Raw genomic sequence first — 19,773 nt, 5'->3', positions numbered from 1 at the left:
CTAGCGAGGAAGCGAAACGCGATCCGATGTGGCCGGAAAAGCCGGTCACGCGCCGTAGGGCGGCCGCGTGTAGCCCGCTGGCGACAGGGTGAATATTTCGCATCCGGTCGCCGTGACGCCGATCATGTGCTCGAACTGCGCGGAAAGCGACCGATCGCGCGTCACCGCTGTCCATCCGTCCTCGAGAATTTTCACCTCGGCCTTACCCGCGTTGATCATCGGCTCGATGGTAAAGACCATCCCCTCTTTCAACGTCAGGCCTTCGCCGGGAGAGCCGTAGTGCAGAACGTTCGGCGCCGAGTGGAACGTGCGCCCGATCCCGTGCCCACAGAAGTCGCGCACCACGGAGAACCGCTGCTTTTCCGCATATTGCTGGATAGCGTGCCCAATATCGCCAAGCGTGGCGCCCGGCTTCACGACATCGATACCCAGCATCAGGCAATCATACGTGACGTCGATAAGCTTGCGCGCTTTCACCGACGGACTGCCGACCACGTACATACGGCTGCTGTCGCCGTACCACCCATCCAGAATCGACGTCACGTCAATGTTCAGAATATCGCCATCCTGAAGGGCGCGACGCCCCGGAATGCCGTGGCAGACGACATGGTTGATCGAAATACATGAGGACTTGGGATAGCCCCGATAATTGAGCGGCGCGGGCGTAGCTCCGCGTGCGAGCGTAAATTCATGGATGAGCACATCCAGGTCGCCCGTCGTCACTCCCGGCTGCACATGTTCCGTAATCATGTCCAGCGTCTCGGCCGCCAGATGGCCAGCGGCGCGAAGCCCCACGAAATCGGACTCATCGTGTAGAACGATACCCCGAACGCCGGTGTCTCCTTCCATGGGATCCCCTCATCACCTTAACAGCGCCGCCGGCGGCGAGGTCGAACGCCGACCCGCTGAAGCCTCAGGCTACATCTGTCATACAGACGGTGTGAATATAGGAAAACCCTCGGATCGCGTCAGGTGCGCGAGCGGGAATGCTTTCCTGCTGGCGCGGCATGCGTCGCATGAGAGTGCTTCGCTGCCGACTTCGGAGCATGGGCCGACACAAGTCGCACGGAGGCGAGATGTGAATGCTTGCGCTTCCCCGAAGCAGCAGGAGCTTCGGCGACCTGCAATGGCGTTCCACGCGAACCACGAGAGGCAGCGGCCAGCATGAGCATTGCGCGACGACGACCAGCCGCAGAGCGAGCAAGAATAAGCGGGCGGGCGACCGGCGTCGTATATTCGACGGCAGGCACGCCTTCGGCGCCGAACCCCTGGTCAAGCGACGCCGCCATGGTGCGACTGCGCTCGGCACTGGACGAAGCGCCCATAACGACGCCCACCAGACGGACGTCATTACGGATCGCAGAGGTCACAAGGTTTAGACCCGCCTGCGCAGTGTATCCGGTCTTCATGCCGTCAGCACCCGGATAAAACCGGAGCATCGGGTTGTGGTTCGGAATTTCACGGCCACGGAAGTAGAACGTCGGCACAGAAAAGTAGTGGTAGTCCTCAGGGAAGTCAGCGATCAAACGCTCGGCGAGGATGCCCAGATCACGCGCGGTCGTCACCTGCTCAGGGTCCGGAAGTCCAGACGCATTGCGAAAAGTCGTGCGCGTCATGCCCAGCGCGTGAGCCTGCGCCGTCATCATCTCCGCAAACCGCTCCTCGTCCCCGCCGCCGATCAACTCGCCCAGAGCGCAAGCCGCATCGTTGGCGGATTTTGTGACCAGACCCAGAATGCCCTGCTCTACCGTAAGGTAAGCTCCGGGCGTCAGCCCCAGCTTCGACGGCTCACGGGTCGCTGCGTGGATCGAGATCGGCACGGCCTGATCCATCGAGATCGCGCCGGCACGCAGCGCCTTGAAGGTCATATACAGCGTCATCAGCTTGGTGAGGCTGGCAGGATAACGCTGAAGGTCCGGGTTGTCCTGAGCGAGAACTGCGCCGGTCCTTGCATCCGCGACGAAGACGCTCATATGACCGACATACTGCGCCGCCGCCGGCTTGACCGACGCCCCAAGCGCAAGCGCGGCAAGGCTGACGCCGAGAACCCGCCCCGAAAAAACGCGCCCGACGCGGATATGAATTTTATTCTTCACACGGGTCGTCGAAACGGCATTGTCTGCACCGCCATCGTCGTGAAGCGACCACATGACGCTCTTTTTCTGCAAGTCAGCCATCCCGCAAGCGCCCCAGTCCATCAAACCCGCTCCGAATTGTGACACTAACAACGTCCAAACAATCGTCTAGGGAAAATTTACTAAGAAGATGAAAATAGTGTGATTTGTAATGCCTTCAGGAAAGTATCCCGCCCCAAAAACAGGAACATTACAAGAACAAAACCATGCACGGAACCACGACCAGCACTACGCCCGCTCCGCAGCTATTCATACCGCGCCGGAAAAGCGTTATAATTAGGGCCATGCCCAGCTCAAACGACGTTTTTGCAATCCCTTCCACACCATCGGACGCCGTCGTCTCACATGGCGGGAAAAGCCGCGTGCGGCTATCGGAAGACGAAAGAGACAACACACCCAACACTGGCGTTCTCATCAAGGCCCGCCCCCGCACGCAGAAGCCCGCGATGTACAAGGTGCTGATGCTGAACGACGACTACACGCCAATGGAATTCGTCGTCCATGTTCTGGAACGTTTCTTCCAGAAAACGCGGGACGAAGCGACGAGCATCATGCTTCAGGTTCACAAGCGCGGCGTAGGCGTCTGCGGCGTCTTCACTTACGAGGTGGCCGAAAGCAAGGTCACACAGGTGATGGACCTTGCACGACAGAATCAGCACCCGCTGCAGTGCACCATCGAAAAAGAATAGACGTCCGGCGCGCGACCTCCCATCATCCCATATTACGACTTCCTTACGCTTGGCGGTGGGCATCTTCGTCCGCACTCAACGTCGTGTGGAGAGGAAACTTGATTCGCCCGCGCATCTTCTGACTCGCATTTCTTTTCGAAGCATCCAAATATGTCAGACGACGGGTTTGCCTCGTAGCGTGACCGGACACGCCTATTCCGGAAAGGAGCGTCTCAATCATGTTGTCACGCAATCTTGAGCAGACGTTGCACCGCGCCCTCACCCTCGCCGGAGAACGGCGGCACGAGTACGCGACGCTGGAGCATCTGCTTATCGCGCTGATCGACGACGCCGACGCGGTCACCGTGTTTCGGGCCTGCGGCGTCGACCTCGACAAGTTACGGGCGGACCTGACGGAATTCCTCGACAAGGACCTCGCGGGCCTCGCGTCCGAACGCCCGACCGAACCCAAGCCGACGGCCGCATTCCAGCGCGTGATCCAGCGCGCCGCCATCCATGTGCAGTCCACAGGGCGTGACGAGGTGACAGGCGCCAATGTGCTCGTCGCTCTCTTCGCAGAGCGCGAGAGCCACGCCGTCTACTTCCTTCAGCTTCAGGACATGACGCGTCTCGACGCCGTCAACTTCATCTCGCATGGCATCGCCAAGGCGCCTGATCGTTCCACGCGGCGAACAGTGTCCGGCGCGAACACGCCCTCCGAGAAAGAGGAAGGCGAACGTGAGGAGCGTGGAAAAGGCGCAGCCAAAAGCGCTGACGCGCTGTCGACGTACTGCGTCGACCTGAACAAGAAGGCGACGGCGGGGAAAATCGACCCGCTGATCGGGCGCGACACAGAAATCGAACGCACGATCCAGATCCTGTGCCGTCGCACGAAAAACAACCCGCTCTATGTGGGCGATCCCGGTGTCGGCAAGACGGCCATTGCTGAAGGCCTCGCCAAGCGTATCGTCGAGGGCGAAGTGCCGGAAGTTCTGCTGGCTTCCACCATCTACTCGCTCGACATGGGTGCGCTGTTGGCTGGCACTCGCTATCGCGGCGATTTCGAAGAACGGCTGAAGGCGGTCGTCACCGAACTCGACCAGAATCCGGGCGGCATTCTCTTCATCGACGAGATCCACACTGTGATCGGCGCTGGTGCGACCTCTGGCGGCGCAATGGATGCCTCCAACCTGCTGAAGCCCGCTCTGGCCGCAGGCACCCTTCGTTGCATCGGCTCGACGACATACAAGGAATTCCGCCAGCACTTCGAAAAGGACCGCGCTCTGGTGCGACGGTTCCAGAAGATCGACGTGGCGGAGCCCAGCGTTGACGACGCTGTGAAAATCCTGCGTGGCCTTAAGGGCAATTACGAAAAACACCACAAGGTGCGCTATACTGACGACGCTATCCGCGGCGCCGTGGAGCTGGCGGCGAAGTACATCCACGACCGCAAGCTGCCAGACAAGGCGATTGACGTGATCGACGAGGTCGGCGCGTCGCGGATGCTGCTACCCGAGAACAAGCGCCGCAAGACCGTGACGTTGCGCGACGTCGAGGACATCATCGCCAAGATCGCGCGCATTCCGCCCAAGAGCGTCTCGGCCGACGACAAGGAAGTGCTCCGCACGCTGGAGCGCGACCTGAAGAACATGGTGTTCGGTCAGGACAAGGCGATCGAGGCTCTTTCGGCCGCGATCAAGCTGTCCCGCGCGGGCCTGCGCGAACCCGAGAAGCCGATCGGCAACTATCTGTTCTCCGGTCCCACTGGCGTCGGCAAGACAGAGGTCGCGCGCCAGCTCGCCTCCACGCTGGGTATCGAACTGATCCGCTTCGACATGTCGGAGTATATGGAGCGTCACTCCATCTCCCGCCTGCTCGGCGCGCCTCCGGGATATGTCGGCTTCGATCAGGGCGGCCTGCTGACCGACGCCATCGACCAGCATCCGCACGCGGTCCTGCTCCTCGACGAAATCGAGAAAGCGCATCAGGATCTTTACAATGTGCTGCTACAGGTCATGGACCACGGCCAGTTGACCGACCACAACGGCAAGACCGTCGACTTCCGCAACGTCATCCTCATCATGACGACCAACGCGGGCGCCGCCGATCTTAGCAAGGAGGCCATCGGCTTCGGGCGCGACACGCGGGAAGGCGAGGACGAAGAGGCAATCAAACGCATCTTCACGCCGGAGTTCCGCAACAGGCTGGACGCGATCATCCCGTTCGCGAACCTGATGCCGGAAACAGTCGGCCGCGTCGTCGAGAAGTTCATTCTGCAACTCGAGGCGCAACTCGCCGACCGCAACGTCACGATCGAAATCTCCTCGGCCGCCAAGGAATGGCTCGCAGAACGCGGTTACGACCGCCTCTATGGCGCCCGTCCTTTGGGCCGCGTGATCCAGGAGTCGATCAAGAAACCGCTGGCGGAAGAACTGCTCTTCGGGCGTCTGGTCAAAGGCGGCGCCGTCAAGATTTCGCTCAAGGACGGCGCTCTCGACTTCGAAATTGTCGAGACCGGAGGGAGCGCCTCCGAGAACGACGAGGGCGGAAACGAGAAAGAGTCCGAAAACGTCACCTGAATTAAGGAAACCGCCCCACCCGGGGCGGTTATCTTTTGGGAAAAACGATCTTCGCCCGCGCGACCTTTAGCCACCATAGTCGCGGGGGCGTGTCGTCTTCCTGCCGACGAATTTTTTCCTTCACGGACAGATCACAGCGACACATTGGCCGATCCCGACCAGCTCTACGTCTCAGCTTTTCTCGGATAGAGTCGGCATCCCCAGAAAACGACAGCCCGTTGTGTGTTTTACGCGGTTGCCAACCGTCAACTCCAGTTCACCCAGACGACTCAGCCTTCAGGTCGCGCAACACCTCTCGAAATGCGCCACAGATGCTATCGCGCATCCACGGATTGTCCGCAGCACGCTGCCAGAGCAAAGACACCGAATACATCCCCATATTTATGGGCGCCGGGCAGACGACGAGACCAGAAACGGCAGCCAGCGCCTGCGCAGCATGAACAGGCAGCGTGGCGACAGCGCGTGCGCCTACAAGGAATGACGGCAAAGCGGAAAAATGCGTCAGCGCCGATTGGACATGCCGCGCCAAACCCATCGTTTTCAACACCTGATCGACAATGCCTTCTCGTCCTGAAAAGGAGACGAGAATATGCGGTAACGCCAGATAATCCTCCAGAGACAGTGGAAGTTTAACGCCACAGGCGACCGGGTCGAGAAGGCACGCGTAGCCCGATTGTCCGATATCCTGTTGCTCCAGACCGGCATATGCTCTCGGCTGGGCCACGACAGCGAAGTCGATTTCACCCGCTTCAAAAAGCGCCTCGACCCGATGCCTGTTGGCTTGCCTGAAGGTGATCGAGACATGCGGCGCCGTCACACTTAATCGTCTTGCGAGCGATGGACCCGCTGCAATTTGGAAATCATCCGACATACCCAGAAAAAAGTGCTGACGACTTGTCGCCGGGTCGAAAACCGCCTGCGATGAAAACGCCGCATGAATCAGCGTCGCTCCGTTATGCAACGGTTCGGCCATGGCTACAGCGCGCATCGTTGGTTGCATCTCACCGCGCGCACGGACGAACAGAGGATCGCCCGTCGCCTCCCGCAGACGCGCCAGCGACGCACTGACCGCAGATTGGCTTAGGGACAGGCGCAGCGCCGCTTTCGAGACGCTGCGCTCTTCCCACAACGCCAGAAAGGTCGTGATCAGATTGAAATCAAAACGACTACTATCGACCATGGTGATTCTAACTATCGAAAAATCCAGTTTGTCCGATATTGGTAGAAAGTCCACTCTCGCCGCCACCCGATGCCCACACGAGAGATCAGGACATGAGCCAGCGCCGCGTCGCCGTCATTCAGGCTGGAACGAGCCTTTTTGACACCCCAAGCACCCTCGACCGTATGGAGGCGCATTGCGACGCGGCCGCAGCCGAAGGCGTCGAGCTTGCCGTCTTCCCTGAGGCCTATATCGGCGGCTACCCCAAAGGACTGACGTTCGGCGCCATTCTTGGAAGTCGTTTTCCAGAAGGACGTGACGATTACCTGCGGTATTGGAAATCTGCGGTCACAGTTCCTGGACCGGAGACAGCGCGCATCGGCTCTTTCGCCGCAAAGATGAAGGCACACCTCGTCGTCGGCGTCATAGAACGTGAGGGAGCAACGCTCTATTGCACTGCGCTTTTCTTTGGGTCGGACGGATCCCTGATGGGCAAGCATCGGAAGTTGATGCCCACTGGCACGGAACGACTGGTGTGGGGACATGGAGACGGGTCCACCATCCCCGTATTTGATACAGAAATCGGGCGCGTCGGGGCCGCCATCTGCTGGGAGAACTACATGCCGGATCTCCGCCAGACCATGTATGCGCGCGGCGTTAACCTGTGGTGCGCCCCCACAGTGGACGAGCGCGAAATCTGGCAGGCTTCAATGCGCCATATCGCCTACGAGGGACGGACTTTTGTTCTAAGCGCCTGTCAGTATCTCACCCGCGCAGACGCGCCGGAGGCATATGACTGCCATCAGGGAAATGACCCTAAAACTGTCCTGATCCGTGGCGGGAGCATCATCGTCAACCCTTTGGGAGAGGTTGTCGCGGGACCAGTCTATGATCGCGAGGCGATTATTACGGCCGATATCGATCTGGACGACGTGATCAGAGGCAAATACGACCTCGATGTCGCGGGGCATTACTCACGCCCCGATATCTTCAACCTGCGCGTCAATAGTTGCGTGCAGAGTCCCGTATCATTTTCCGATCCAGCGTCGTCCCTGCCTCTGCCGGATGCCGAGAGCATATAGATAACCGACGCTGCGGCGGGGCAAGCGCGAGACTATAACTCGCGCTTATCCTGCCCCCATAGAAACGAGGCCTCTCAAGCCCGCAAACACGATTGTCAGAACTGAGCCCTTACCCTTCCAGTCCCTGGCTCCTGACCAGTCGGGCATACAGCCCGTCAGCGGCGATAAGCTCGGCGTGAGAACCGCTCTCCGCCACTTTGCCCTCATCCAGCACCACGACCAGATCGGCAGATCGCACGGTCGAAAGCCTGTGCGCGACGATGATCGTCGTACGCCCGGCCCGCACCTGCCCCAGCGCCGCCTGCACGGTGGATTCATTCTCGCTGTCCAGCGCGCTCGTGGCTTCGTCCAGCAGCAGCAGGCGCGGATCGCGCAGCAAGGCGCGGGCAAGCGCGATCCGCTGCCTTTGTCCGCCGGACAGCCGTCCACCGCTGGGACCGACGCGCGTGTCGAATCCTTGAGGAAGATCGAGAATAAATTGCTCGGCGGCAGCCAGACGCGCAGCTTCTCGCAGTTCGGCGTCAGAGGCGTCAGGACGGCCGACCAGAATATTGTCGCGCACCGACACATCGAACAGCAATGTATCCTGACTGACATACGCAATGGCTTTACGCAAAGCGTCGAGCTTCAGGTCGCGCAGATCCACGCCATCGAGCCTGATCGCGCCATCTGTCACGTCGTGCAGACGCGGAATCAGGGACAGCGCCGTGGACTTTCCGGCGCCCGAAGGTCCGACCAACGCAATGGTCAATCCCGGTTTGACGTCGAACGACAGGCTTTCCAGCCCTACCCTGCCATCCGGGTAGTGGAAGGCGACATTTTCGAACGTCAGATGCCCATGACCCGGCGGCAACGGTTTCGCGCCCGGACGCTCCGTAACGGCCGCTTTCTCGTCGATTACCGAGAAAATGCGCGACAGCCCGGCCAATCCCTCCTGCAACGCCGCGTTCAACGCGCCCAGCGCGCGCAACGGACGCGACGCGAGCAACAATGCAGCGACAAAGCCAGAGAAATCGCCCAGCGTGGCTCCGCCCATCGCCGCGCGCCAGCCTGCGAAACCCAGCACCGCCGCGACAGCGGAGCCGCCAAGCGCCTCGAGCAACGGATCGACGCGCGCGCGGCCGCTGGTAATCTTTACGAAAGCCTCATGCAGCCGGTCGAAAGAGATATCCGCACGCTCGGCCTCACGTTTTTCAAGACCATAAACCCGGACAGTGCGCGCCTGAGAAAAAGTCTCGGTCAGCAGCGCCGCCGTCTCCCCGATCTGCTCCTGCACGTTCCCCGATGCGCGGCGGACCCGCTTGCCCAGCTTCTGAATCGGCACGGCCGCGATCGGATACAGAAGGCCCGCGATCAGGCTCAGTTCCCAATCCATATAGAACATCGCGACGATCAACCCGATGACCGTCACCGCATCGCCGAGCGAGTTCACCGCCCGCACCATCGCCTCACGAATCGAGACGGCGTCCGTCGTGAAGCGAGCGGCGATTGCGGCGGGGGCCTCTCGCTCGATGCGCGCAACATCAGTCACGCTCAGATGCTGGAACATCACGCCCTGCAGGCCGCGAATAACCACCAGCACCAGCCCCTGCGTCGCCAGTGTCTGCCCATACTGCGACGCGGCCTTGGCGATGGTGATCGCCACGACAAGCAGCGGCACCTGATACAGGATGCGCTCGTCGTGAGAGGAAAACATGTCGAGCGCGCGCTGGATCACCAACGGATAGAGCGCCGTCAGGGCGGCGGTCAGAATGGTCAGGACGATGACCGAGACGATCCGCCCGCGATGCAGGCGCACTTCTTCCCGCCATAACCGGCGCAGCAGTCCCACGCTGTCGTCCGGCAGCACGGTTTTTCCTTTCCGCGAGGGCTTCACGGCTATCGGGGACACAACATTCATCGCTGCTGTCTATCAGCGCCAACGGACGCGGGAAAGGCGACCCTCGCCTAGGGCGTCCTCTTCTGCTCGATCAGTTGGCTCGCCCACGCCAGACATTCATCCCGATCGGCGAGGCAACCACCCATACGCCACCACCGTCCGGTCTCCGCCAGAATACGCCCTACCTCTGCTCCCGGCGCCACGCCGAGCGCCACGACATCTCGCCCGGCCAGAGGAAATGCCGGCGCCCGCAAGCGCGACAGGCGGCTCCGTAGCGTCGCCCACGCGTTGGCGTCTGGGCCTTCCGCCATTCCCGCTTCTCCCGGTTGCGCCCTCACCTTTGAAGACGCTCCGGCGGACCATTCTCCCTGCGAGACCGCATCAACTGGCCGCGCGGCATCGTCGAGAGAAGCCTCCGGCTGTCCGCCCTTTCGCGGACAATCCCCAGACGACAAGCCATCCGGCGCCTCCCCGCGTCGCTGCGACTCCGCCATCAACGCCTGGTCCAGCCACACGCGATCAACCAGCACCGTCACGGACGTGTCCGCCGCAGCCCGACGCAGTTCAGCATCCGATAGAGACGGCGTCATCGGCAGCGCCAGGAGAATCGCACGCACGCGTTCCTGATCCGCACGGGAAAGCCGAAGCCGTTTGACAGCGCCTTCTGCGAGATCACCACCCGTCGCAGCGTCTCCGGAGGGCGAGATCCAAAGCAGCGCCGCTAGCCTTACATGCTCCTCACGCGGCGCGCCGGAAGCGATCAGGCGCGTCAACCTTTCAGCCGCCGCCCGCACCTCAGCAGCCCCCCCACGCGCGACTAGTTCAGGCAGCACGTCCTGCAGCACGCCCGTTTCGGCCATCAGCATCACCATGTCGTCCGCGCGCGGCCCGCGCAGGATGCGCCGAAACTCTGACCAGACTCGCTCAACGGAGAGCCGTCGGACACGACCAGCCATCGCACGGATCGCGAAAAGCGCTCCCGGATCGGCTTCGTCGCCCCCGAATCTTCCCTGAAAACGGAAAAACCGCAGCACCCGCAATGCGTCTTCGCGTATCCGTTCTCCCGGATCGCCCACGAAGCGCACCCGCCCGGCAGCGAGATCGGCCAACCCGCCAAAATAGTCGTGGACCATGCCATCGCTGTCGCAGGACAGGGCGTTGATCGTGAAATCCCGACGCGCGGCGTCTTCACGCCAGTCGGTCGTCCAGGACACGACGGCGTGACGTCCATCCGTTTCCTCATCACGACGCAGAGTGGTTATTTCGAGACCGCGTCCATTGAGAACGGCTGTGACCGTGCCGTGAGACAATCCGGTCGGCACGGTCCGAATTCCCGCGTCGGCCAGAATCTTCATCACCGCCTCTGGCGGTTCGGGCGTAGCGAGATCGACGTCGGCGACATCGACCCCAAGCGCCAAGTCCCTTACGGCTCCACCGACGAGCCTCGCTCGCGGAAGAACAGCCCACAAGCGACGAAGCTCCGGGTAAGCGGGCAGTCGCTCGATCACGAGTTGACCGTGGTTTGAGGGAAACGACATCATTCAGTGATTTTATACGCAAGCATGCAATACGCGAACGTTGACGCTGCAGGCCTAAGCGTTGACTTCAACCCGCAGCCGAACGCCACGCATCATTTTCGTAGCGTGGCGACGGCTATTCGCAATCCATCAAAGCGTCAGGACATCCGCGCGGAGCGCGCGCCAGCGGAAAAAACACGCCCTGACTCCAAACGCCAAGGCAGGGCTGTCCGCAATGGCACCCTGGTACGGCCAGCGCCGCAAGTTCGTACCATACGGGGCGCGAAATTCTGGCCTCAATCGGTAGCGCGCCGTCGCCCTTCCTGACTGTCAGATAAGGCGGCGTCTGACTGTCGCAGGCGTCCAAAGGCGCGTTCCATTGCGCTCGCAGCGGATGCTCCGGCCCTGCCGTGACGACTTCATCTACATTGGTGCGAAAACACAAAACCTGCTCGCGTCCGCATCCGCACCATTCCAGTTCCACGGCGACAAACGGCGCGTCCTCGACCTCGATCGTCCCTTCCTCGACTGGCGTGGAGAGCCAAAAAACGCCGTCCACGGCGCGACGTAGCGCGGAGGAGAACAAACAGACCATCGGCTTGCGACGAATAGGCGAGCCTCTGTAGAGCCAGGCGCCATCGCGCCGGATCAGAAACGGCAGAGCGCCGCACTGCTGCGGCTTGCGCCGTGGCGGCTCTGCGCCTGCACGCGGACTGTCCAGCGGCGTCGGAGCCGGCGTCGTCGCGTACTGAGACGCCTCAGCCGTGTTGAGGCGACCCGCCAGCGTATCGGCGCATCGTTGGTCTTTCGAAAAAGAGTCACGGGTCACGTTCGATTAACCTGCTTCTGTTTGCCTGCGGGCCATCCACATATAGGGTCGCCCCCCGGCTTGATGTAAGACCCGGACGCGCACAGACTGAAAACTATGACGTCAGACACCTTCTCGATTCACCCGGCCCCGCACGCATCCGGCTCCACAGACGACCCGTCCGGAGACGCCGCAAAACGCGCGGACGCCGTGACGGCGCAGTTGCAGGCTGCGCGCAGCGAAATCAGCCGCGTCGTGTTCGGCCAGGGCGCCGTAATCGAGCAGGCCATGATCAGCATTCTCGCTGGCGGCCATGCGCTGCTGGTCGGAGCTCCGGGACTCGGCAAGACGCTGCTCGTGACGACTCTGGGCGTCGTGCTGGGTCTGGATGCGCGCCGCGTGCAGTTCACCCCCGACCTGATGCCGTCCGACATCACAGGAAGCGAAATCCTTGACGAAGACGCCGCCGGACATCGCAGCTTCCGCTTCATTCCCGGGCCTGTTTTCTCCCAGTTGCTGATGGCCGACGAAATCAACCGCGCCAGCCCGCGCACGCAATCGGCGCTGCTGCAGGCTATGCAGGAGCACCGGGTGTCGATCGCCGGCACGGATTATCCGTTGCCCAAGCCCTTCCATGTCCTCGCCACCCAGAACCCGATCGACCAGGAAGGAACCTATCCGCTGCCGGAAGCGCAGCTCGACCGCTTCATGCTACAGATCCAGCTCGGCTTCCCGGACGCCGCAGACGAGCGTGCGATGCTGCTCGCGACTACCGGCCTTCAGCAGCAGCAGCCACGGCCTGCGCTCTCCACGACCGACCTCATCGCCGCGCAGGAGACGGTGCGTAGCCTGCCGATTGGCGACCGAATCGTGGACGCAATCCTCAATCTTGTCCGTTCCGCGCGACCCGAAACCTCTGACGTCGCTGCAGTGCGCGACGCCATCGCATGGGGCCCCGGACCTCGCGCCGCCCAGACGCTGATGCTTGCAACCCGCGCACGCGCGCTGCTGGACGGGCGCCTTTCGCCCAATCTTGATGACGTCGCGGCCCTCGCCAAACCTGTGCTGGCCCATCGCATGGCTCTGAGCTTTTCCGCCCGCGCCAACGCGACCCGCATCGAAGACGTGATCGACGATCTCGTCCGCCGTCTGGGCTGACTTTGCCTGCGAATACGAAGATCGGGGCTGCCCGGGAGGGTTTTCTCTCCAGCCTAGGGTCGCTCTTCCGACCCCGCGTCACCGGGAACGGCGGCGGGGCGCCCGAACGCCGCCCCGCCGCGCCTGCCCTGTCCATGGCGGCGGAGGCGGCGGCCCTCGCCGCGCGCCTCCCCGCACTGGTTGCAGAGGCAGAGAAGATAGCGAACACCGTCGCCCTCGGGCAGCACGGACGGCGACGCGCCGGCATGGGTGAGACATTCTGGCAATACAGGCCTTCCCTGCCCGGAGAGCCTGTCACACGTATCGACTGGCGTCAGTCGGCGCGCAGCCACCGCGCTTACGTGCGTGAAACCGAAGCCGAGATCGCACAAACCGTCTATCTCTGGTGCGACCTGTCCCCGTCGATGATCTGGTCGTCGTCGCAGAACGGCGACACGCCGCCACTTAAACGCGACCGCGCGATCCTGATGCTGCTCGCACTTGCGACATTGCTTCACAATGGCGGGGAGCGTGTGCGCCTTCTGACCCCGCGTGGCGTTGCGCCGCTTCCGGCCGGCGCGTCGCGAATCGCCACAAAGCTGGCGCAGGCGCTCATGGCGGAACAGGCCGCCCAGAACGAGGCTCCGGGCAACGCCACCCTGCCTCTGGCGGCGGCGCTGCCGCAACACGCACGCCTCGTCATCGCCAGCGATTTCCTGTGCCTCGAGGATGAAATCAGATCACTGCTGCGCAATCTCGCCGCCGCGCCAGTGCGATCTTTTCTGCTCCATATCGTCGATCCCGCCGAAGCCACGTTCCCCTATAGCGGCCGCGTTCGATTTTCCGGGGCGGAGGCGGAGCCGGATCTCATACTGCCGCACGTCGAAACGCTGCAACGCGACTACCGAGCCGTTTTTGCAGAATGGCAGGATGAGCTGCGCGCTCTGGCCACAGCCGCAGGTCACACCCTGCTTTCCCATGTTACGGATCAGGCGCCAGCTCCTGCTCTTCTCGCCCTGAGCGAAGCCATCGCCATGCGCGGCGATTCTATGCGCAGAGGCGCCTGAGTATGGTGTTCACCGCGCCCGCCCTTCTGGCCGCGCTCGCGTTGCTGCCCGCCATATGGTGGCTGCTTCGCGCCCGTCCGCCGGCGCCCAGACGCGTTGTCTTCCCTCCCGTCACGCTGCTGCTTCGCCTCCGCCAGGAGCGAAATGACGCAGCGACGCCGCCCGTATGGCTGCTCGCTCTTCGCATCGCCGCCGCGACGCTTCTGATCCTCGGGTTCGCGGACCCCGTGCGGCCCGGAAATCCGATGCCGCTGCCCGGCTCCGGCACACTGCTGCTCGCTATCGACGACGGAGTGATGTCCGCCTCCAGTTGGCCGGAGCGCGTCGCTGCAGCCCGCATGGTTCTGAGCGCCGCCGCGCACGGGGGCCGCCCCGTAATTCTGCTGCGCACTGCGAACCGCGACATTCTCGCGACGGCGCACTCTGCGTCCGGCGCCTCAAAAGTTGGCACACAGCCTGCCTCCCTTTCCCCTGCAAGCGCCGCGCACGCCGCCGAATTGCTGGAAGCCTCCCGCCCCGCGCCATGGCCGATCGACCGCGCCGCCGCCGCGCTGGCCCTGCGAAGTCTGCGTGACGCGGGCACGTCGGTTGGTGGGATTGTTTATATCAGCGACGGGGTCGCCACGCCGGTCGCCGTCCCGCCCACCCAGGCGGACAGCAAGGGCGCGAAAGAAAGCGCCGCTCACGCGGACGAAGCGTTCGCCACAGCGCTGCGCAACCTCGCCTCCGTGCAGGAAATACGCATCAAGGACGGTTCTCCCGTCGTGCTGCTTCCACGGCGCGGCGGCGTTTCCCCTGAAAATCAACCTGCTCCAGAAAGCGTTCCGGACAACAAGACCGGCGAAACCAATCCATCCGGCGATGCGAACGTTGTAGCGACCGCGGTCATCGTTCCCGACAATGCCCCCCGGTTGCTGCGCATTCGCGCGCACGCACAGGACGGAGGCACCATCGGCCTGAGCGAAGTGACTGCGCCCGCGTTCGCACACGAGGTTCCGGTCCCTCTCGCCCTGCCCGCCGCGATGCGAAACCGGATCGACATGTTGACCGTCGACGGCGTTCCGTCAGCCGCGGCCGCATTGCTCCTGGACGAAGGCGACCGCGTGCGCCCGGTCGGCATCATTTCCGTGGGCGTCAGCGACACGCCGCTGGTCGGTCCCCTGTTCTACTTGCGACGCGCGTTAGCCCCCAACGCGGACATTAGGGAAGGAAGCGTCTCCTCGCTGCTGTCACAACCCCTCTCGGTGATGATCGCGCCGGACGGGGCTCTGGCGGACTCGGACACCCGCAAACGCGTGGCCGAGTGGGTGCGCGGCGGTGGCGTTCTGATTCGCTTCGCTGGCCGGACCCTGAGCGGCGGCGGGGACGACACCCCGGCGACGGACAGCGTCGAAGAGACGCCAAAGGCGCCCACCGACACGATCGCGCAGTCGCTCCTCCCCGTTCCCCTGCTGGCGAACGCGCGGCAGCTTGGCGGCGCCATGTCATGGGGCAAGCCACAACCGCTGGCGCCGTTCTCCAGCACGTCGCCTTTTCATGGCCTTCCTGTCTCGACTGACGTTTCGATCTCGCGGCAGGTACTCGCGCGTCCTGCGTCAGACCTTGGCGATCACAGTTGGGCGCGGCTCGCCGACGGAACGCCGCTTGTCACACACTCGACCCTTGATAAAGGCGACGTGATTCTGTTTCACGTCACAGCGACCGCCGACTGGTCCAATCTTCCGCTATCCGGCCTGTTCGTCTCCATGCTGGAACGTTTGATCGAACACGCTAACGGCGTGGACGCTCCTGCGGACGACGCCATGTTGTCGCCGGTTCTCACCCTCGACGGCGACGGCGCGCTCGGGCCGCCGCCGCCCTTCGCGCGGGGGCTGGCAGCCAACCGCTTCGGCGCAGAGGTGGTCTCGCCAGAACATCCGCCGGGTCTGTATGGCGCGCGCGCCGACCGTCGTGCGCTGAACGTCGGCGACACAATACGCCGCCTCGATCCACTGACGCCGACTGGTGCGCTCACTGACCCCACAGGGCACAGACCCGATCACGCATACGGCCCCACGCTGATCGCCTTGGCCCTGGCGCTCTTATGCGTCGACGCAGTGTGGACTCTCGCCCTGCGCGGCGGCGCGCTGCTGAGAGTGCGCGCTCTCACGCGAGGGCGACGTTCGCCACAAAGTCGGGCCCTTCGCTGTTCGATTCTTATCGTTGGCGGCCTGGGCGCTCTTTCCGCCACCGGCGGATCTGCCTCCTTCGCCCAATCGCCAGCGCCTCCGTCTTCAGCGCCTTTGCCTTCAGACTCGCCAGTCACGAACCCCACGCCTGCAAAGCCGGTCTCGTCAGCTCCCGACACGACGCCGGGCGTAGCGAATGCTCCCGTTCCGCAGGCCGCCCTTGAAACCCGCCTCGCCTATGTCCTGACCGGGGACAGCGAGGTGGATACGGTGTCGCAGGAAGGGCTTCAGGGGCTCTCGACCTATGTCAACGCCCGCACCTCCGCCGTCCTCGGCCACCCGGACGGAGTTCGCCCCGGAACCGACGATCTGTCCTATTATCCTCTGCTCTACTGGCCGGTTACAGCCAACGCTCAAACGACGCCCGCAATGACTGCCGCCCTGACCTCCTTCATGGCGCATGGCGGCATCATCGTGATCGACACACAAGGCGTCGATCCGGCGTCAGCTCCCCGGCAAAGCGCCTCGGGTGATGATGAGGCGTCTTTTGCCGGAGAGGCGCCGGGGGCCGCGGCGGCGTTACGGCGCGTCACCGCCGGTCTGCCAATTCCACCGCTCACGAAGCTGGACGATCATCACGTGCTGGCGCACACGTTTTACCTGCTTCATGACTTCCCCGGCAGATACGCGGGTCAGCCCGTCTGGGTCGCGCGTGAGGGAGAGGCCGAGAATGACGACGTCAGCCCCGTCATCATCGGCGCGGCTGACTGGGCGCATGTATGGGCGCTGGACGCCGATGGAAACGCGCCTTTCGCCGCGATACCTGGCGGTGACGAGCAACGTCGCACGGCGTATCGCTTCGGCGTGAACGCCGTCATTTATGCGCTGACCGGAAACTACAAGGCGGATCAGGTTCATGTGCCGGCTATCCTCAAGCGTCTGGGGCAGTAAGCGCGCCATGACCGGAATCGCCCCATGACCAGCGTACTCTCCACAACCATCGGCTTCGCGCCCCTGATCCCCGTATGGGCGTTGATCGCACTGGCGATCGCGGCGGCGCTCGTTCTGTTGAGCGGCCTCGCGTCCGGAATGCGGGGCGCATTCCTGCGGGCTCTGGTCGCCGCAATCGGGTTGCTGTGGTTGAGTGGCCCTCGTGCGTTGCACGAAACACACCGCGACCTTCCGCAAACAGCACTGGTTCTTGTCGACCAGACCGGCTCGATGGCGATCCGCGACCGTGCAGCCATTGCACGCGCCGCCGCGCAGGCGCTGGGCGCAAATGTCCCGCAGGGCCTCACCCTTCGCACGGTCACTGTCCGGGATGAACGCGCGAACGGCACCCATCTGTTCGACGCGCTGGCTCAGGCGGCGGCGGACATACCGCCTGAGCAGTTCGCGGGCGCAGTCGTAATTACCGACGGGCAGACGCTCGACACGCCGGAGAAAATTCCGGAACGCCTCTCACCGCGTGATTCTGCGGGCAAGATCGCCACCCTGCCCTTGCATGTCCTCATGACCGGACGGAGTGAGGAGACGGATCGACGGCTGCGCGTTCTGCAGGCGCCGCCGTATGCGATTGTAGGGCAGCCGGCCACGCTGCGCGTTCAGGTGGACGACGCCGGTCCCGGCGCGCGCGCTGGCGCTCAGGCGATCGTCACAGTGCGCGAAGATGGCGCCGACAAGCTGGAAGCGCCGGTCACCGTCGGAAAACCACAGGACATCCAGCTCCCCGTCACCCACCCCGGCGAAACGCTGGTCGCCCTGTCCGTCTCCGAACTGCCTGGCGAGGTCTCGACACTCAACAATCAGGACGTAGTGCGAATCAACGGCGTGCGCGATCGTCTGAAAGTGCTCCTGGTCTCCGGCACGCCCAATCAGGGCGAGCGGGTCTGGCGCCGCCTGCTCAAAGCGGATCCGTCGGTCGATCTGGTTCACTTCACCATCCTGCGGCCGCCCGACAAGGACGACGGCACGCCTCTCTCCGATCTCGCGCTGATCGCGTTTCCGGTGCAGGAGCTGTTTCAGGACAAGATCGAACAGTTCGACCTGATCATTCTCGACGGGTTCGAAAATCGCGCCATCCTGCCGCCGGTCTACCTGCGCAACATCGCGCGTTACGTACGTAACGGCGGCGGCCTGCTTCTGACCGCCGGCCCGGAGTTCGTGGGGCCCGGCTCGCTACAGGACACGGCCGTCGGCGATATCCTGCCCGCCCACGTTCCTCTCAGCGTGCCCGGCGAGACGCCCTCGGGCGTGACCGTGCAACGATTCAGGCCGCAACTGACCGAAGACGGTCGACGTCATCCCGTGACGGCGGAGCTTCCGGGAGCCCCGCCACAGAGCGCAACGGCGTCCCCAACACCGGCCGGGGACCTCTCAGGGCAATGGGGACCATGGTATCGCGCCCTGAAACCGGATTCCTCGCACGGCGAAGCGTTGATGAGCGGCCCCGACGGCGCGCCTCTGCTCATTCTCGATCACGTGGACCGGGGACGCGTGGCGCTGCTGCTCTCCGATCAAATCTGGCTGTGGTCGCGCGGCGAATATGGCGGCGGCCCGCAGGCCGAACTGCTTCGACGCATCTCCCACTGGTTGATGAAAGAACCTGATCTTGAGGAAGAAAGGCTTGAGGCGCGCATCGCCGATGGCGCTCTTACGGTCACACGCCACACTGAGGCCGCCAATCCGCCCGCCGGCGTGACGATCACGGCCCCCGACGGAACAAGCAGCGCGGCCACGCTCCGCTCAGCGGGACCTGGTGTCTTCACGGCCCGGATTCCTGCGTCCCAGCCCGGCGTGTGGCAAGCCGACGATGGAGAGCGACGCGCCTACGCCGCTCCACGTCAGGCCGACCCGGCCGAATTCGCAGACCTGCGCCTGACCGCCACGCATATGGGGCCAATGGCGCAACGCACTGGCGGCCGGGTGGCGTGGCTGGGCGACGACCCTAGCCATCTGGCGGTTCCGGCCCTGCATGTCAGCGGCGGCGCCACTTCGAGCAGCGCTAGCGCACAAACCAGTCTGGACTTCCCCCTTCGTCGCGCAAGCGTAGCCACAGGCGCAACGTCCACGCCCATATTCCCCGGCGCATTGGCGCTGGTTTTGGCACTGGCTGCTCTTGGCTTCGGCTGGTGGCGGGAAGGACGAGGCTAATGCCTGTCCTCCGATCAGAGGCCCCGGCAACCGGAACGAAGGCGCAGGCTATCCCGCCAGCCACACGGTGCATGTTCGAGCCAGAACGACTTCCCCGACGGGCGTGCGAAAGACAGTAAGCAAACCAGACTTTCGCACGCCGCCCCCGTCTCTCAACGAGCGGCCGTCGCGGGAAGGCGCTATTTTTCTGAAAACGTTCAGCCGATTACCTAGGCGGTGATCAACCCTCCTCAGGTTATCCAGAGAATTCTCAAAAATCCGGGCAGGTGCGTTTCCGGTTTCGCCCACTTCGTGGATCTCGCCGCCGCAGACCATGCAGCACGCCCGACCCTACCACGAACCCCGTGCACCGGCCTCCTGCCACCGACAAACAACAAACAACAAACAACAAACAACAAACAACAAACAACAAACAACAAAC

General features: G+C 63.2%; 14 protein-coding genes. 7 read left to right on the top strand and 7 right to left on the bottom strand.

Annotated features, from left to right (window positions below; all coding sequences use genetic code 11):
• Positions 1-45 precede the first annotated feature (45 nt).
• Together map and J2D73_RS15725 are read right to left on the bottom strand one after the other, a co-directional pair.
• Complete coding sequence (gene map, locus J2D73_RS15730; RefSeq protein WP_207882776.1) at positions 46-849, bottom strand: type I methionyl aminopeptidase; 804 nt, start codon at positions 847-849, stop codon at positions 46-48.
• Between the two features lie 119 nt (positions 850-968).
• Positions 969-2,177 carry a D-alanyl-D-alanine carboxypeptidase family protein gene (locus tag J2D73_RS15725; protein WP_243430011.1) on the bottom strand — a complete coding sequence of 403 codons (1,209 nt, stop codon included), beginning with the start codon at positions 2,175-2,177 and terminating at the stop codon, positions 969-971.
• A 242-nt stretch (positions 2,178-2,419) separates the two neighbouring features.
• Between J2D73_RS15725 and clpS the strand changes: the two genes are divergently transcribed.
• Complete coding sequence (gene clpS / locus J2D73_RS15720; RefSeq protein WP_207882774.1) at positions 2,420-2,824, top strand: ATP-dependent Clp protease adapter ClpS; 405 nt, start codon at positions 2,420-2,422, stop codon at positions 2,822-2,824.
• Positions 2,825-3,042: 218 nt separating this feature from the next.
• Positions 3,043-5,382, top strand: a complete 2,340-nt coding sequence (gene clpA, locus J2D73_RS15715) for an ATP-dependent Clp protease ATP-binding subunit ClpA (RefSeq protein WP_026399342.1) — start codon at positions 3,043-3,045, stop codon at positions 5,380-5,382.
• 256 nt (positions 5,383-5,638) lie between these two features.
• Here clpA and J2D73_RS15710 read toward each other — a convergent pair whose 3' ends face one another.
• A complete protein-coding gene (locus J2D73_RS15710; protein ID WP_207882772.1) occupies positions 5,639-6,562 on the bottom strand; it encodes a LysR family transcriptional regulator in 924 nt (307 codons plus the stop codon).
• A gap of 92 nt (positions 6,563-6,654) precedes the next feature.
• On the opposite strand from J2D73_RS15710, the gene J2D73_RS15705 reads away from it, so the two are divergent.
• A complete protein-coding gene (locus tag J2D73_RS15705; RefSeq protein WP_207882770.1) occupies positions 6,655-7,623 on the top strand; it encodes a carbon-nitrogen hydrolase family protein in 969 nt (322 codons plus the stop codon).
• 109 nt (positions 7,624-7,732) lie between these two features.
• On the opposite strand, the gene J2D73_RS15700 is transcribed toward J2D73_RS15705, so the two are convergent.
• The 3 genes from J2D73_RS15700 to J2D73_RS15690 all read right to left on the bottom strand — a co-directional run bounded on the left by J2D73_RS15700 (position 7,733) and on the right by J2D73_RS15690 (position 11,740).
• Positions 7,733-9,523, bottom strand: coding sequence for an ABC transporter ATP-binding protein (locus J2D73_RS15700; RefSeq protein WP_207882769.1), 1,791 nt, complete (start codon positions 9,521-9,523; stop codon positions 7,733-7,735).
• A gap of 47 nt (positions 9,524-9,570) precedes the next feature.
• Complete coding sequence (locus tag J2D73_RS15695; protein ID WP_207882863.1) at positions 9,571-11,040, bottom strand: CCA tRNA nucleotidyltransferase; 1,470 nt, start codon at positions 11,038-11,040, stop codon at positions 9,571-9,573.
• A 115-nt stretch (positions 11,041-11,155) separates the two neighbouring features.
• Positions 11,156-11,740 (bottom strand): DUF1285 domain-containing protein, encoded by a 585-nt coding sequence (locus J2D73_RS15690; RefSeq protein WP_207882861.1) that lies wholly within the window; start codon positions 11,738-11,740, stop codon positions 11,156-11,158.
• A gap of 204 nt (positions 11,741-11,944) precedes the next feature.
• On the opposite strand from J2D73_RS15690, the gene J2D73_RS15685 reads away from it, so the two are divergent.
• The 4 genes from J2D73_RS15685 to J2D73_RS15670 are packed head-to-tail and all read left to right on the top strand — an operon-like array spanning position 11,945 to position 19,352.
• Positions 11,945-12,985, top strand: coding sequence for an AAA family ATPase (locus J2D73_RS15685; RefSeq protein ID WP_207882768.1), 1,041 nt, complete (start codon positions 11,945-11,947; stop codon positions 12,983-12,985).
• A 2-nt stretch (positions 12,986-12,987) separates the two neighbouring features.
• Positions 12,988-14,031, top strand: a complete 1,044-nt coding sequence (locus tag J2D73_RS15680; RefSeq protein WP_243430010.1) for a DUF58 domain-containing protein — start codon at positions 12,988-12,990, stop codon at positions 14,029-14,031.
• A gap of 2 nt (positions 14,032-14,033) precedes the next feature.
• Complete coding sequence (locus J2D73_RS15675) at positions 14,034-17,150, top strand: DUF4159 domain-containing protein (protein WP_207882767.1); 3,117 nt, start codon at positions 14,034-14,036, stop codon at positions 17,148-17,150.
• A 24-nt stretch (positions 17,151-17,174) separates the two neighbouring features.
• Positions 17,175-19,352: a VWA domain-containing protein gene (locus J2D73_RS15670; RefSeq protein WP_207882766.1), complete on the top strand. Its 2,178-nt coding sequence runs from the start codon at positions 17,175-17,177 to the stop codon at positions 19,350-19,352.
• 230 nt (positions 19,353-19,582) lie between these two features.
• Here J2D73_RS15670 and J2D73_RS15665 read toward each other — a convergent pair.
• Positions 19,583-19,773 (bottom strand): hypothetical protein (locus J2D73_RS15665; protein ID WP_207882765.1); only part of this gene is annotated, 191 nt, incomplete at its 5' end.

Origin of the sequence: Acetobacter sacchari (genome assembly GCF_017377715.1) — a bacterium.
Taxonomy (GTDB): domain Bacteria; phylum Pseudomonadota; class Alphaproteobacteria; order Acetobacterales; family Acetobacteraceae; genus Acetobacter; species Acetobacter sacchari.
The sequence above is the reverse complement of the archived record's forward strand: the minus strand, read 5'-3'. Positions and strand labels throughout refer to the sequence as shown.